The organism is Bacillus sp. FJAT-42376 (assembly GCF_003816055.1).
Lineage (GTDB): Bacteria > Bacillota > Bacilli > Bacillales > Bacillaceae > Metabacillus_B.
In genome coordinates, this window is record NZ_CP033906.1 from 3,958,257 (window position 1) to 3,973,108 (window position 14,852).

14 protein-coding genes are annotated in these 14,852 nt (G+C 45.2%); all 14 read right to left on the reverse strand.

What is annotated here, in order from left to right; genetic code table 11:
- Window positions 1–138: 138 nt before the first annotated feature.
- Window positions 139–999 carry a metallophosphoesterase gene (locus CEF21_RS19935; protein WP_123919420.1) on the reverse strand — a complete coding sequence of 287 codons (861 nt, stop codon included), beginning with the start codon at window positions 997–999 and terminating at the stop codon, window positions 139–141.
- A gap of 294 nt (window positions 1,000–1,293) precedes the next feature.
- A complete protein-coding gene (locus tag CEF21_RS19940; RefSeq protein WP_123919422.1) occupies window positions 1,294–1,659 on the reverse strand; it encodes a phage holin family protein in 366 nt (121 codons plus the stop codon).
- Window positions 1,652–1,852, reverse strand: coding sequence for a PspC domain-containing protein (locus CEF21_RS19945; protein ID WP_123919424.1), 201 nt, complete (start codon window positions 1,850–1,852; stop codon window positions 1,652–1,654). The genes CEF21_RS19940 and CEF21_RS19945 overlap by 8 nt, the downstream gene beginning before the upstream one ends.
- A 5-nt stretch (window positions 1,853–1,857) precedes the next feature.
- Complete coding sequence (locus CEF21_RS19950; RefSeq protein WP_123919426.1) at window positions 1,858–2,973, reverse strand: DUF4097 family beta strand repeat-containing protein; 1,116 nt, start codon at window positions 2,971–2,973, stop codon at window positions 1,858–1,860.
- A gap of 65 nt (window positions 2,974–3,038) precedes the next feature.
- Window positions 3,039–3,356 (reverse strand): magnetosome magnetite crystal formation protein family, encoded by a 318-nt coding sequence (locus CEF21_RS19955; protein WP_123919428.1) that lies wholly within the window; start codon window positions 3,354–3,356, stop codon window positions 3,039–3,041.
- A 340-nt stretch (window positions 3,357–3,696) separates the two neighbouring features.
- On the reverse strand, window positions 3,697–6,570 hold the full coding sequence (gene uvrA / locus CEF21_RS19960; protein WP_123919430.1) for an excinuclease ABC subunit UvrA: 2,874 nt from the start codon (window positions 6,568–6,570) through the stop codon (window positions 3,697–3,699).
- A 7-nt stretch (window positions 6,571–6,577) separates the two neighbouring features.
- Complete coding sequence (uvrB, locus tag CEF21_RS19965) at window positions 6,578–8,557, reverse strand: excinuclease ABC subunit UvrB (RefSeq protein ID WP_123919432.1); 1,980 nt, start codon at window positions 8,555–8,557, stop codon at window positions 6,578–6,580.
- Between the two features lie 301 nt (window positions 8,558–8,858).
- The gene (locus CEF21_RS19970; protein WP_123919434.1) at window positions 8,859–9,095 is read right to left on the reverse strand and encodes a CsbA family protein; all 237 of its coding nucleotides are present in this window, start codon (window positions 9,093–9,095) and stop codon (window positions 8,859–8,861) included.
- A 65-nt stretch (window positions 9,096–9,160) separates the two neighbouring features.
- Window positions 9,161–9,886: a glycerophosphodiester phosphodiesterase gene (locus tag CEF21_RS19975; protein ID WP_123919436.1), complete on the reverse strand. Its 726-nt coding sequence runs from the start codon at window positions 9,884–9,886 to the stop codon at window positions 9,161–9,163.
- Window positions 9,887–9,956: 70 nt separating this feature from the next.
- Window positions 9,957–11,291: an ABC transporter substrate-binding protein gene (locus CEF21_RS19980; protein WP_123919438.1), complete on the reverse strand. Its 1,335-nt coding sequence runs from the start codon at window positions 11,289–11,291 to the stop codon at window positions 9,957–9,959.
- 44 nt (window positions 11,292–11,335) lie between these two features.
- Window positions 11,336–12,148, reverse strand: coding sequence for a carbohydrate ABC transporter permease (locus CEF21_RS19985; protein WP_123919440.1), 813 nt, complete (start codon window positions 12,146–12,148; stop codon window positions 11,336–11,338).
- Window positions 12,145–13,074, reverse strand: a complete 930-nt coding sequence (locus CEF21_RS19990) for a carbohydrate ABC transporter permease (protein ID WP_123919442.1) — start codon at window positions 13,072–13,074, stop codon at window positions 12,145–12,147. The genes CEF21_RS19985 and CEF21_RS19990 overlap by 4 nt, the downstream gene beginning before the upstream one ends.
- Window positions 13,071–14,183, reverse strand: coding sequence for an ABC transporter ATP-binding protein (locus CEF21_RS19995; RefSeq protein WP_123919444.1), 1,113 nt, complete (start codon window positions 14,181–14,183; stop codon window positions 13,071–13,073). Before CEF21_RS19995 ends, CEF21_RS19990 begins: the two co-directional genes overlap by 4 nt.
- Window positions 14,184–14,203: 20 nt before the next feature.
- Entirely contained in the window at window positions 14,204–14,791 is a 588-nt protein-coding gene (locus CEF21_RS20000) for a glycerol-3-phosphate responsive antiterminator (RefSeq protein ID WP_123919446.1), read from the reverse strand.
- Window positions 14,792–14,852 lie beyond the last annotated feature (61 nt).

Here is a 14,852-nt window from a genome sequence, read left to right on the forward strand (position 1 = left end):
CGCTTTACCTATACGGGGTTCTTTTTTCCCCAATCCATCATTTATTTCAGACGAAACACGGACTTGGCAGATGCATATGAGGGCTCACCATATTCCATTTAGAAGAAAACCTCCTGACGACTGACAGGAGGCTTTGAACTAATCCAGCTTTAGTACATATGGTTTTTCCCGTTCTTTATTTAAATACGGAGAGTATGTTCTCACTTGAATGCCGGTCTGTTTCCAGGTGAGAATCTTCAGATATCCTCCGCCTCCCTCAGCAAGGCCCTGGTAGTTGGCCAGCAGCTGATACACTTTTCTGCCTTTTTGCGGAGTATCCAGCCTTGCTGATACTCCATAATAATGCCCGCTTAGGACGAGTTTTACATTTTTGTTCGGCACTACTACCTCTTGGTATATTCTTTCTCCGTTTTTGCTTCGGGTCCCTTTGTACGTTAAGTAATCATGAAAGGCAAGGACTGCATCCAAGTTTTTATGATGCTTCAGAACACGGTTCATCCATTTCACCTCGCCTTTTCCAGCCTTGCACCAGCCCATGTAAACAAAAAGCTTTCCACCCGCTATATCGTAGTGACCGCAGTTATCCAGAAAAGAAACCTTATAAAAAGGCTTGGATTTAAAGCGGTGCTCGCCGAAAAAACGGTGGTAAGGCTGGAGGCCGCCGTCAAAAGTAAAATCATGATTCCCAGGCAGAACACCATAGGCAAATCCCTGATCGTCAAGCTTGCGGAATGCCTGGTCATTTCTTTCCCATTGGCTGTATTCCCTCGGATTATGCACCAGGTCTCCTGTATGGGTCAAATAAGAAATCCTGGCAGGAACTCTGTTTTTTACGATCCAGTCCATTTGGCTGATCAGGATTTTAGGATGGGCTTTCGCATAATATTGGGTATCCGTCATCCATACAAAAGAGAAATCTTCATTTGCATGCCCCTCATAAGGCAGAGCCGTCAGAATAAATATCACGAGTGAAATCAGCAGTATTCGAAAAGTTTTCATCTTATCACCTGGTCGTTATCATTCCCATTTTCGGAAAAAGTACCAGTGATCATTTGTGTTCAGAAAATAGTCTAAGATGATAATGAGTTACCTTAACATTATGGCTGAATCCTTTTCGGTGATCCGTCGAGGAATCGGGCAGAGACGACTCCTTTGCTCTTCACGCTTTCGGGCTCACATCGTTCCGCAGCCGCGCCGGAATGACGCTCAACCCGAAATCATCTGCAAATGAAAACAGGGAAACGCTCAGCATGCGTATCCCTGTTGTGGGTGCTGTTTAGACAGCGCCTAACTTTATTTGTTCTCCCTCATCGGTTCAATAACACCTTTCTGAACAATCAGATGGAGGAGGGAAATAACAATGGAGGCCAGCAAGGATGTACCGAAACCGCTGATATTAAAAGCATCTCCCATGATTCCCTGTGTAATCATAAGCGTAATCGCATTGATGACAAACAGGAACAGACCCAAAGTCAGGACCGTGACAGGGAGGGTCAATATTATTAAGAACGGTTTAATTAAAACGTTAATAATAGATAGGACGAGGCTCGCTATGACCGCTGCCCAAATGCTGACAATTTGAAAATCATCTTTAAAAATCAGTGCACAAACCATTAATATGACTGCATTGATAAGAACACTGATGATCCATCTAATCACGGAAGGAATCTCCTTCCTTGGATAACAAGAATACTAGGAGCAGGTACACGAAAAGCAGGCCTCCGGAAGTTGGTATTAAGGCGATAAGGAAAATGATCCGCAGTAAGTTGGCATTCAATCCATATCTTTCTGCAATTCCGCCTAGAACCCCCGCCACTTTTTTGTTGCTTCTTGATCGCGTCAGTTTCTTCATTGGATTCACCTCTCTATATGCTTTAAAACAACAGAACTTGTTTTTGAATCAGCAAATACAGACAGGTCGCCCGGTGCAGATTCATTGGACCGGAACTTCAGCTCTTTAGCGATAGACTCGTGTTTTTCTCCCGTCACTTCAAGGGCATCCAGGTAGCAATGAAGTGAGCCCAGATTTGATTTCAATTCCCCACTCGCCTTTATACCCTGAGGGATGGAGATTTCGACGCTGCCCGTTGCGGCACTGCAATGAATGGTTTTGCATTCCGGGTCTGAAGTCTGCAGCAGAATTTTGCCGTTAAAGCTTTGAAGATCCAGCTTCTTTCCGGCTCCCCGGACATCAATCATTCCATGAATCGTCTCGGCTTCTACCGTCTGAAACTGGTGCTGAGCCAATTTTATCTGTCCATTAGCTGTTTCAAGTTCTGCTTTTTCTCCTGAAAGTCCCGTTAACGAAATGACTCCGTTAGCGGTTTTTGCTTTAAAATCCTTTACTGTTAGCTGTTCCCCTCTAATGGGACCGCTAAACAGTTTAACTTTTGCCGAGTCATATACTTTAGATGGCAGGTAGATCCGGACATTTGCTTTCATGGATTTTTTTTCACATTGAATTCGAAGCTTGCTGCCTTCCATTTCACTGTAGAAATTTTTCAGGAATGCTTCCTTTGCCTGAACAGCATCCTCTGTTTGGTACACTTTCGTCTCGCACTCAATCCGGACATCTTCCTCAGACCAAGGGGTAAAGGTGACATTTCCGTTTACAATCTGGACATCCCATTCTTTCAGTCCTTTTCCGCTGAACTGGAAAATGTGCTGAACATCATATGAAGTGCCTATTGCTAAATCAAGATCCATCTCCTTTACCTTTTTGACAGCAAAGTCGATCCAGTTCATTAATTTGGAAGCTGTTTTTCCGGCACCCGTTTCTTCCTGGTTCTCTGAATATGTTGTCTGCTTCTCTTTTTCATCCTTTTTAAGCAAAATAGAAGGAGAAAAGGAGGCCCATTTTTTTTCATGGCTTTCCTTTTCATGATCAAGTTTTTCGATAAGAGAAAGAGCTTCTTCTACTGTGAGCTTTCCTTCCTCTACGAGCTTTAAGATCCTTCGGCGTTCTTCCTGCACAGTGATTCCTCCTCGCGTAATGCAGCTTAATATCACCCTATTCGGCAAGGTGAAAATCAATCCCTTTAAACTGTTTTTAAAATGTTAATGCCTTTTACAATGTTCCAGACAAATACGGCAAAATTAATGAGAAGAATGACTGGAAAACCTGAAAGAAAGACGATTCCAATCAGCTGATCCTGTCCGGCAAAGGCAGTTCCAAGGAAAAGAAAGATATAGACAAGAATGGTTGCGGCAGGAATAATATGGGATATAAATGACTTTTTAGCATGATGTTTTGACCCTGGATCATCCGTTACAAAATAAACAATCAGCGGGAACAGAAACGGGGCAAACAGCACACTGAAATAACAAAGAGAAGACACCAATTTATCGGTTTTCATTCCATTTCAGCTCCTTTTTCTATTCATACGGTTCACGGCGGCATTTGGTTTCAATACAGGACACAATTGAAAAGTTAAATAGGCAGGCTTAAAGAAGAAAAGAGGCGATTTAAAAAGTATGATTAGATGTCCTACTGACTATTTAACTTTAAATGGTTAAAGCTTATTCCCGCCGCAGGGCTCTCTTATACAGCGGAGGACGGTGAGGCTCAGTTTCACCCGGCCCGCTCCTTCCGCAGGAGTGTCGCCCTTCCGCTTTAACCCGCCTGACGTAAAAACGTCACAAGAAAAAGGGAAACGCTCAGAATGCGTCTCCCTTTTTTTGTGAACAGGACTTGGTTTATTTAGCAACAGTTTCTTTTTCTTTCACAAGCTTTTTCATCCGGTCGCGTTCCCGTTCAATAATCGGTTTCAAATAACGGCCGGTGTATGAGGCTTGTTCTTCCATAATTTTTTCTGGAGTTCCTGTGGCGATGATCTGACCGCCTCCATTTCCTCCTTCAGGTCCAAGGTCTACTAAATAATCGGCAGCTTTAATCACATCAAGATTATGCTCAATCACGAGAACAGTGTCCCCATTTTCCACTAGACGCTGGAGGACTTTCAGCAGTCTTGCGATGTCATCCACATGCAGACCGGTTGTCGGTTCATCCAAAATATACAGCGAACGTCCTGTTGACCGGCGGTGCAGTTCTGAGGCAAGCTTCACACGCTGAGCTTCTCCTCCTGAAAGAGTGGTTGCCGGCTGTCCTAACGTAATATATCCAAGCCCGACATCAAAGACGGTTTGCAATTTCCGGTGAATCTTCGGGATATTTTCAAAAAAGCCAAGCGCATCTTCTACCGTCATCCCTAATATATCCGATATATTTTTCCCTTTGTATTGAACTTCAAGCGTCTCGCGGTTATAGCGTTTTCCATGGCATACTTCGCAGGGCACGTATACATCCGGCAGGAAATGCATTTCGATTTTGATAATCCCGTCGCCGCGGCATGCCTCACAGCGTCCGCCTTTTACATTGAAGCTGAAACGGCCTTTTTTGTAGCCTCTCACCTTCGCTTCGTTTGTCGATGCAAACACATCGCGGATGTCATCAAAAACTCCGGTATAGGTGGCCGGGTTTGACCGAGGTGTTCTGCCGATAGGAGACTGGTCAATATCAATGACTTTATCCAAATGTTCGATTCCAAGAATTTCTTTATGCTCACCCGGCTTCGTTTTTGCTTTATGCAGCCGCTGCGCGAGCGATTTATGAAGAATTTCATTCACCAGTGTGCTTTTCCCCGAACCTGATACTCCTGTAACGGAAATAAAGGTTCCGAGCGGGAATTTCACAGAGACATTTTTGAGATTGTTCTCCTGGGCCCCTTTGATTTCAATATACCTTCCATCCGGCTTTCTTCTTTCCGCTGGGAGCGGAATAAATTTTTTGCCTGAAAGATATTTGCCGGTCAGCGATTTCTCATCATCCATGACCTCTTGCGGCGTTCCTGCGGAAATAACATTGCCTCCGTGAACCCCGGCACCCGGACCGATATCAATCAGGTAATCAGCAGCGAGCATCGTATCTTCATCATGTTCGACGACAATCAATGTATTCCCGATATCCCGCATGTTCTGGAGCGTTTCAATAAGCCGGTCATTATCCCGCTGATGGAGACCGATGGATGGCTCATCGAGAATGTACAGAACACCGGTCAGTTTGGATCCAATTTGGGTGGCAAGTCTGATTCTCTGGGCTTCTCCCCCGGATAGGGAACCGGCTGACCGGTTCAGCGTCAGATAATCGAGACCTACATTTATAAGAAAGCTCAGCCGTTCGCAGATCTCTCTTAAAATCAAATTGGCAATCTTCATTTCTTTTTCTGACAGTTCAAGATTCCCGAAAAATTCATGCGCCTGCTGCACAGAAAGAGTCGTGGTCTCACCGACATGGCGGCCGTCTATTTTCACTGCAAGCGTCTCTTTTTTCAGTCTGTACCCTTTACACGATGGGCAGGGCTGCTGAGCCATATATTTTTCCATCTGCTCCCGGATATAATCGGAGCTTGTCTCGCGGTAGCGGCGCTCAATATTTTTCATGACGCCTTCAAATTTCATATAGCTTTCTCTTACTTGGCCAAAGTCATTTTCATAGCGGAAATAGATTTCATCTTTGCCGCTTCCCTCTAAAATTTTATCCAGAAGATTCTTCGGCAGATCTTTAACCGGGATGTTCATGTCAATTCCGTAATGGCTGCAGACAGCTTCCAGAAGCTGAGGGTAGTACTGAGAGCTTGTCGGCTCCCATGGAGCAATTGCATGCTGCTTAAGCGTTAAGTGCTCATTTGGAATAACGAGCTCCCGGTCCACTTCGAGCTTGGAACCGAGACCGTCACATGAAGGACAGGCTCCAAACGGGCTGTTAAAGGAGAACATTCTCGGTTCCAGCTCGCCGATTGAAAACCCGCAATATGGGCAGGCATGATGTTCACTGAAAAGAAGCTCCTCCTCTCCCATTACGTCGATCATGACTTTTCCTTCTCCCAAAGCCAGAGCTGCTTCCAGAGAGTCACTTAGACGGGCTTCAATCCCGTCCTTGATCACAATCCGGTCGATGACTACTTCAATGGAGTGCTTTTTGTTCTTCTCCAGCGTAATATCGTCAGAGAGTTCCATCATTTCTCCATTAATCCGGACCCTTACGTATCCTTGTTTTTTAATATCCTCAAGCGTTTTCGCATGGGTTCCCTTTCTGCCCGAGACAATCGGAGATAGAACCTGAAGCTTTGTGCGCTCTGGGAATTCCATGATCCGGTCCACCATCTGCTGAATCGTTTGCGATGTAATTTCGATGCCGTGATTCGGACAGACCGGCCGTCCTACACGTGCGTAAAGAAGCCTTAAATAATCATAGATTTCGGTAACGGTACCTACCGTTGACCGGGGATTCCGGCTTGTCGTCTTCTGATCAATTGAAATAGCCGGCGACAATCCATCAATGGAATCGACATCCGGTTTATCCATTTGCCCGAGAAACTGCCGTGCATAGGCAGAGAGGGATTCCACATATCTGCGCTGTCCTTCTGCATAGATCGTATCAAAGGCAAGTGATGATTTTCCTGATCCGGAAAGGCCTGTTAATACCACAAGCTGGTTTCGCGGAATTGCCACATCGATATTTTTCAGATTGTGCGCTCTGGCTCCCTTTACAATAATTTGCTCACTGGCCATACTTTCGTCATCCTTCCGCTTTCAGCTCTATTAACAAGTCACGAAGCTCTGCGGCCCTTTCGAAATCGAGGCCTTTTGCTGCTTCTTTCATTTCTTTTTCCATTTGGGCAATGACTTTTTCTCGCTCTTTCTTTGTCATCTTAGCCATTTTCGGTGCTGCCTTACCGGCATCATCTTCTACCGCTTCCATCGTTGCACGGATTACGTCCCGTATCTCTTTTTGAATCGTTTTCGGTTCAACTCCATGGATGCGGTTGTATTCTTCCTGTGTTTCACGGCGCCTCTTCGTTTCGTTTATGGCAACTTCCATTGAATTCGTGATTTTATCTGCATACATAATAACGTGGCCATTGGAGTTTCTGGCTGCGCGTCCGGTAATCTGAATGAGGGAACGCTCGGAGCGAAGGAATCCCTCTTTATCGGCATCAAGAATGGCAACGAGAGACACCTCAGGTATATCAAGCCCTTCCCGGAGAAGGTTAATCCCTACCAGAACATCATGCTTTCCAAGCCTTAGGTCGCGTATGACTTCAATCCGCTCCAGCGTTTTAATTTCGGAGTGGAGGTAGTTGACTTTAATTCCGATTTCACGAAGGTAATTGGTCAGATCCTCAGACATTTTTTTCGTCAGCGTCGTGACGAGGACCCTCTCATTCTTTTCTACCCTCGCATTGATTTCCCCGATCAGATCATCAATTTGGCCCTGAATCGGACGGACTTCAATGTTCGGATCAAGCAATCCGGTCGGACGGATAATCTGCTCCACCATTTCATCTGTGTGTTCGATTTCATAAGGCCCCGGTGTAGCGGAAACATAAATCATGTTCGTCATGTGTTTCTCGAACTCTTCAAAGCGAAGCGGCCTGTTGTCTTTGGCAGACGGGAGACGGAACCCATGATCGACAAGGACCTGCTTTCGCGCCTGGTCTCCATTAAACATTCCGCGCACCTGCGGGAGTGTAACGTGCGACTCATCCACGACGATCATGAAATCGTCCGGGAAGTAGTCAAGCAAAGTATAAGGTGTGGAGCCGGGGGGTCTTAACGTAAGGTGGCGGGAGTAGTTCTCAATCCCTGAACAAAACCCCATTTCCCTCATCATTTCCAAATCATATCTCGTCCTTTGCTCAAGCCTTTGAGCTTCCAGGAGCTTCCCTGCTTCCCTCATCTTAACTAATTCTTCATCCAGCTCTTTTTCAATGTTTCCTATGGCAACGTTCATTTTTTCTTCCCGGGTTACGAAGTGGGATGCAGGGAAAATCGCAACATGCTCACGCTCGCCGAGTATTTCGCCGGTTAACGCATCCACTTCCCGGATCCGGTCAATCTCGTCTCCGAAAAATTCAATCCTCATGCAATGCTCATCTCTTGAAGCCGGGAAAATTTCGACAACATCGCCGCGCACCCTGAATGTACCGCGCTTAAAATCTATATCATTCCGTTCATACTGGATATCTACAAGTCTTCTGAGGAGCTGATTGCGCTCGAGCTCCATGCCGGTCCGGAGAGAGACGACGAGCTCTTTGTATTCTTCCGGCGAACCGAGTCCGTAGATGCAGGAGACACTGGCAATAATAATGACATCTCTGCGTTCAAACAATGACGTTGTTGCTGAATGGCGGAGCTTGTCAATTTCATCATTGATGCTTGCATCCTTTTCTATAAAGGTATCGGTCTGAGGGACATAGGCTTCCGGCTGATAGTAATCATAATAACTCACAAAATACTCTACAGCATTGTTAGGGAAGAATTCCTTAAACTCGCTGTAAAGCTGTCCTGCCAATGTTTTATTATGCGCAATGACGAGAGTCGGCTTGTTTACTTCCTTAATAACATTTGAAACCGTAAAGGTTTTTCCTGTTCCGGTAGCCCCAAGCAGCGTCTGATGCTTTTTCCCGTCACGAATCCCTTCCACCAGCTTTTTAATTGCTGCAGGCTGATCCCCTTCAGGCTTATATTTTGAAACCAAATCAAACCGGTCTTCCACACAAAGGCCCCCAATTCACGCAATATCGTATTCATATTTTACCATACACTGTATGAGAAATTCCAAAGATACGAACTAACGTTTGCAATTTTTTCAACCTATTGAATAGTTTTCCCGCTTTTGCTGTCCGGCAATCTTTTTCTTTATAATTAACCGGGCGGTTCATTCGTGTTATTGCAAGGGAATCCCATTGGAGGAAGCGGTATACGCATGGAGCTGCCGGCATCCGCCCTCTCATGACCCCAAGCGCCGCCAATAGACCTTATAAACAGCAAAAAACCGCGCAGCGCACGGTTTTTTGCTATTTATTCAAATGGTTCGGCTTACGGTTCATTTTCCGTGCATACATCATGCCGGCCACAAGGGAAACCGCATCCAGCCCGACAATATAGTCAAACTCGGTATACCCTTTAAAATAAGAGGCGGCGATGAGAGCTGCCGTTAAAATCGTCCCTACTATATAGCTGTACGTAACTCTCGTAAAAAGCACGACGAGAACAAACGGAAAAATCAATGCTAAGATGGCTTTCGTCAGCATTGTGCACTCCCTCTTCTCTGTTGATATTACCGCTATTCTACCATGCAAACACTGCAATGGATAGGTCATGCTTCCGCTTGGTTCATCAAAAGATCCGGGAAATCCGTCATAACTGCCGCCACTTTCGTCCGGATAAGCTTCCGGTACATCTCCGTGTCATTAATCGTGTAAACTCTCAGGTCTCTTCCTGACTCCATATATTCCCGGCCTTGTTTTGAAAAAGCAAATTCTGCCGGACAGTGGATGCAGTCTGCCCCCATTCTGCCTGCTTTGGAAATGGCATCCGGAACCATTTTTTCAAATAGCCATGCCGCTTCAAACCGGTCACTGATTTTCTTTATTTTCCCGACACTCTTTTCATTGAAAGATGAAAGAACTATTCTGCCGGTCAGCATTTTTTCATCTGCAAGCTTCATAACTTTCTCTTCCAGCATCGGGTATTCGAATACATCATTTTTCAGTTCGATATTCAGCTTCATCCCTGTTTTGTCATCCTGAAACCAGTTAAGTACTTCTTCCAAGTGAGGGACGGCTTCCCGGTAATAATCCGGATGAAACCAGCTGCCTGCATCCGCCTTACTAATCTCACTGTACGACAGATCTTTTACATATCCGATTCCATTCGTCGTCCGGTCAATCCGCTCATCATGAATGACGACCAGTTCCCCATCCTTCGTCATTTGAACATCCAATTCAATTCCATGAGCCCCGGCTTCCTGTGCTTTCAGAAAAGCCAGCATCGTGTTTTCCGGGTAGCGGCCGCTATAGCCCCTGTGTGCGTATATATCCATTCCTGCATCTCCATTCTGAAAAAGTAAAGGACTGCCCAGTATGAACATTCGCTGGACAGTCCTTTGATGCTTACTTCGGCTTGCGGTTGGACATTTCGAGCGATCGTTCTGTTTCTTTTGCTGCCCTGTCCAGCGCTTCAGCGGGAGCTGTTCCCTGGTAAAGACTTTCCATGCCTGTCACAATCTTCTGTCTCGATTTAGGGAATACTGAAATGAGCGCTCCTTGTGTAGCTGGAGATGATTTTGTTTCTTTAAGCTGGTCTACCGTTACTTTTAGCTGAGGGTATTTTTCCCACTCTTTTTTCACGATATCTTCCTCATATGCTTTCGGATTGATGGAGAAATATCCGCTATCCACATGCCATTTGGCCTGCACTTTAGGAGTAGATAAGTACTTCATGAAATCCCATGCGCCTTGCTGCTTTTCTTCGTCAATTCCTTTTGACATCCATAGGGATGCTCCGCCGATGACAACCCCCTGGCGGTCGACACCGTCCGGTACAGGCAGATAAGCAACACCTACGTCAAACGGTGCATTGTCGACCAATTCTTTAATTCCGGCAGAGGAGTCAAGAAACATTCCGATCTTTCCTGATTGGAATGCAGCCCGCATATCATCCCAGTTTTGCCCGGTATTATAAAAAGAACCATCTTTATGCATTTGACTGATTAAATCGAAAACACGTTTCCCTTCCGGTCCGTTAAAGGTCGCCTTATCTGCATCTCCTGTTCGTCCGTTCTCTTTATTGACATACGTACCGCCCTGAACAGCGACCATTTCTTCAAAAAACCAGCCGTAATTCAGAATGGAAAACCCTTTTTGGCTGCCTGTTGTTAATGATTTTGCTGCAGTTTTAAGCTCGCTGTATGTTTGAGGAGCTTTTTCCGGATCAAGACCTGCCTTTTTAAATGCGTCCTTATTGTAGACCAGCACCGGTGTAGAAGAGTTAAAAGGCATAGAATATTGTTTGCCGTCTACTGTATAGTAGTTCGAGATGTTCTTTTCCCACTGGGACGTATCAAAGTTGTCTTCATCTATAAACTTTTGAACCGGCTGGATCTTTTTGCTGTCAATCATATATTTTGTACCGACTTCAAATGTCTGCATGATCGTTGGAGCGTCAGGTGTTCCTGCAACCGTATTAAATTTTGTAAGGGATTCTTCATAGGTCCCCTGGAAAACGGGCTTCACCACTATTTTATCCTGGGATTTATTGTATTCGCTGACGATTTCCTTCAGTGAAGTTTCAAGATCCCCGGCCATTGAGTGCCAGAAGGTCACTTCTACTTTACCGGACGCATTTTTATTTTCCGGCTGTGTCTTGTCTGTTCCAGACTGTGTCCCGCTGCAGGCAGCAAGAAACGCAAGCATGAGTGCTGATAGTAATGCCAATACTTTTTTCATTTTCATTTCACTCCTGTTTTTATATTTATACCGCATATCGCTGTTTACTTAATGGCTCCCTGGGTTAATCCTTTTTGCAGATGCTTCTGGCCCGCAAAGAGCAGGATCAGGGTTGGAAGAACTACGATCACCGCAGCCGCCATAACTGTCCCCCACTCAGATGAAACTTCTTGGGACTGCATTTGCTTTAATCCGATTTGTACGGTTCTTACTTTTTCGTTGTTCGTTACGAGAAGAGGCCACAGGTACATATTCCAAGTGGTTAAGAAGCCATAAATGGCAAGAGTGATGATGCTTGTCCTCGATACCGGCAGAACCACTCCCCAGAAAAAACGGAAACGGCTGATTCCGGCTACCTTGGATGCTTCATAAAGCTCGTGCGGAATGGTTTTAAACTGCTGCCTGAGCAAAAAAGTGCCGAATGCCAGTGCGAAAAACGGAATGGTCAGTGAACTGTACTGATTAATCCAGCCAAGCTTTTGCACCGTCATGAAGTTCGGGACCATCGTAGCCTCCCATGGGATCATCATCGTCGAGATAAAAAGAAAGAAGATAGCATCCCTTCCTTTAAACTTGATAAAGACAAAAGCAAATGCCGCCAGAGAGGATACGATAAGCTGTCCTGCTGTGACAATAACCGAGACCGCGAGACTATTCATTAAAAAGTGAAGCAGCGGTACCTTTTGAAAGGCAGCCTGATAGTTTTCAAAAGAAAAAGAAGATGGAATCAGCTTCCCCTGAAGCACTTCTCCTCCCTGCATAAAACTGATCATGACCGCGTAAACAATCGGGAACATCATAAAAAGAGCAGCTAAAACAAGGACCATGTATAATAAACTTTTTCTCATCCTGCTCATTGATAATGCACCTTCTTTTCTCCCAGCTTAAATTGCAGAATTGTGACAGCGAGGATACAGAAAAACAGCATGACTGCCTGGGCACTCGCGGATCCTGCATTGTAGTTAATGAAAGCATCCTGATAGATTGAATACACGATGACATTCGTAGATTGAACAGGGCCGCCCTTCGTCAGAATATCAATCTGTCCAAACGTTTGAAAGGCATTAATCAGAGAAACAGTCGTGATAAAAAACAGTGTGGGAGAGAGCATCGGCAAGGTAATCTTTCTGAGCTGATAAAAAGACCCAGCCCCTGAAATCCTCGCACTCTCATAAAGCTGTTCATCAATGTTCTGCAAGCCCCCCAGAAGGATGAGGAAAGCGAAGCCTGTGTTCATCCAAATAGTCGATAGGGATACAGCGAGCAGTGCCGTGTTCGGATCCAGGAGCCACTGTGAACCCTCAAACCCTAATAGATTCAAAATCTTATTAAAAACCCCAATCGAAGGATTATACATAAACATCCAAATAACGGACGAAGCCGCGACACTCATTCCCATCGTCGAAGAGAACAGCGTACGGAATATCCCAATCCCTCTCAGGCTGGAATTTGCGATCAGCGCTAAAAACAGCGCAAGTACAATTCCTGCGGGAACCGTGTACAGAACGAAAAGCCCCGTCGCTTTTGCACTGTTGAGAAAAGCTTCAGACTGAAGCAGATAAGTAAAGTTGTCCAGTCCTATAAAAGCAATCGGGTTCCCCTGGGGATCGGTGTAATACAAGCTTAAAAAAAGTGTTTTGATCATCGGGTAGAAAAGGAAGACTCCGAACAGCAGCAGCGACGGCAAAAGATAAAGGATACCTGCTGTAAAATCAGAAATGCCCCGGCCGGTTTGCGCTTTTACTTCTGCTGTTTTCTGCTGAACTTGTAAGCTTGTATTCATATCATCTTCTCCACAGCGGAATGAGACGTGACCGGGAACGATATCCTTCTTCCGTTCTCTGAGTCAAAAAACAGCAAATCCTTTTCACTGAATGATAAATTAACCGGATCGCCAGGCTGCATGACCCATTGTCCGGGCCATCTTGCAATCCATTGCTTATCCTTTGAAATGTTGAAGCTTATGAGCGTTTCTGTTCCAAGAATCTCTGCATTTGCAACCGTTCCGCGAAGAACCATGTCGCCTTCCTGTTCTTTTTTTAAGTGTTCAGGGCGAATACCCGCTTCCACTTTTCCTGATCCAAGAGCAAGCAGTGTTTCTTTAGAAAGAGGAATGGCATGATGCTCTCCGAGAACGAGACTGCCTCCATCAACTGCACCTTGTGCAAGATTCATTGGAGGAGATCCAATAAATGACGCAACAAAGGAATTGGCTGGATTGTTATAAATTTCAAGAGGTTTTCCCAGCTGCTGAATGCTGCCTTCATGCATAATCATCATGCGGTCTGCCATCGTCATCGCCTCTGTTTGATCATGCGTTACATAAATCATCGTAATGCCAAGCTTTCTTTGAATCTGACGAATTTCCGAACGCATCTTTGCCCGTAATTTAGCATCCAAATTGGATAATGGCTCATCCATGAGGCAAATGGGTGCATGGGTCACAATCGCTCTTGCGAGGGCCACGCGCTGCCTTTGTCCGCCTGAAAGCTCGCGTGGCTTCCTTTTTAATAGAGCAGACAGACCAAGCATGTCACAGGCTTCCTCACACCTTTTCTTTTGTTCCTGCTTGGAAATTTTCTTTGAATGAAGGCCAAACGTGATATTTTCTGCTACCGTCAAATGCGGATAAAGAGCATAGTTTTGAAAAACCATGGATAAATCCCGTTTGCTCGGATGCAAATGATTGGCTTCCTTTCCCCCGATCCTTAAGGTTCCTTCACTTACTTCCTCTAATCCGGCAATCATGCGGAGTATGGTGCTTTTTCCGCAGCCTGACGGACCGACGAGCACAAAAAATTCACCTTCCTGAATCACTGCGTCGATCGAATCAATGACTTTGTTTTTACCGTCATAGGTTTTGCTGAGGCTGGAAAGCTCAACACTTTTCATCCTAATCTCCACCTTTCCGCTTAACCTGGAAATTCAGGCTTTTTCCAAAGCCATGGCTTTCCTGTCGAAACTGCCATTGCGCCGCTCTCTAATGCAGCTTGAATGTGCTCTTTATTTGAAATCAATCCGCCGGTAATAATCGGCAAATCCGTTTTAGACTTCACCTTCGTTATTAATTCGGGAATAAGACCGGGCATAAGCTCCAGCGCATCCGGCTTGATTTCCGAGGATGTTTGAAGACCATGTTTCAGCGCATCTGTATCTACGAGAAACAGCCGCTGAATCGTTAAAAGCCCTTCTTTTTTGGCGAACTGGATCAGCGAACTTTTCGTCGTGACAATCCCGGTAGGCTGAACATATTTCGCAATAAATTTCAGCCCTTCTCTGTCAAAGCTGATTCCGGGGATTTTTTCCAGATGCAGAAAAACAAACCGCCCGTTTTTTTTCAGCAAATCAACGTAGCGCTTGATCACACTGATATTCCCAGTTAAAAGAAACGCTGACTGAATATCCGACTCTAAAAAAAGCTCCAGGCTCTTTGGATCCTTTATTGAGGAAATGAGACGGTCATTCTCAAGATGTTCAATAAATTCACGATTTCTATCCATCCCGTTTCCTTCCTTTCGCTTTAAATAAAAAAATCCATAAAAACATAAGAGGTTCGAATTC

Excerpts from the sequence above, each read along its gene's own strand:
- CEF21_RS19955 (WP_123919428.1), bottom strand. The coding sequence starts at position 3,356 with ATGAAAACCGATAAATTGGTGTCTTCTCTTTGTTATTTCAGTGTGCTG.
- CEF21_RS19945 (WP_123919424.1), bottom strand. The coding sequence starts at position 1,852 with ATGAAGAAACTGACGCGATCAAGAAGCAACAAAAAAGTGGCGGGGGTT.
- CEF21_RS20000 (WP_123919446.1), bottom strand. The coding sequence starts at position 14,791 with ATGGATAGAAATCGTGAATTTATTGAACATCTTGAGAATGACCGTCTC.
- CEF21_RS19985 (WP_123919440.1), bottom strand. The coding sequence starts at position 12,148 with ATGAGCAGGATGAGAAAAAGTTTATTATACATGGTCCTTGTTTTAGCT.
- CEF21_RS19980 (WP_123919438.1), bottom strand. The coding sequence starts at position 11,291 with ATGAAAAAAGTATTGGCATTACTATCAGCACTCATGCTTGCGTTTCTT.
- CEF21_RS19975 (WP_123919436.1), bottom strand. The coding sequence starts at position 9,886 with ATGGATATATACGCACACAGGGGCTATAGCGGCCGCTACCCGGAAAAC.
- CEF21_RS19995 (WP_123919444.1), bottom strand. The coding sequence starts at position 14,183 with ATGAAAAGTGTTGAGCTTTCCAGCCTCAGCAAAACCTATGACGGTAAA.
- uvrA (WP_123919430.1), bottom strand. The coding sequence starts at position 6,570 with ATGGCCAGTGAGCAAATTATTGTAAAGGGAGCCAGAGCGCACAATCTG.
- CEF21_RS19990 (WP_123919442.1), bottom strand. The coding sequence starts at position 13,074 with ATGAATACAAGCTTACAAGTTCAGCAGAAAACAGCAGAAGTAAAAGCG.
- CEF21_RS19970 (WP_123919434.1), bottom strand. The coding sequence starts at position 9,095 with ATGCTGACGAAAGCCATCTTAGCATTGATTTTTCCGTTTGTTCTCGTC.
- CEF21_RS19935 (WP_123919420.1), bottom strand. The coding sequence starts at position 999 with ATGAAAACTTTTCGAATACTGCTGATTTCACTCGTGATATTTATTCTG.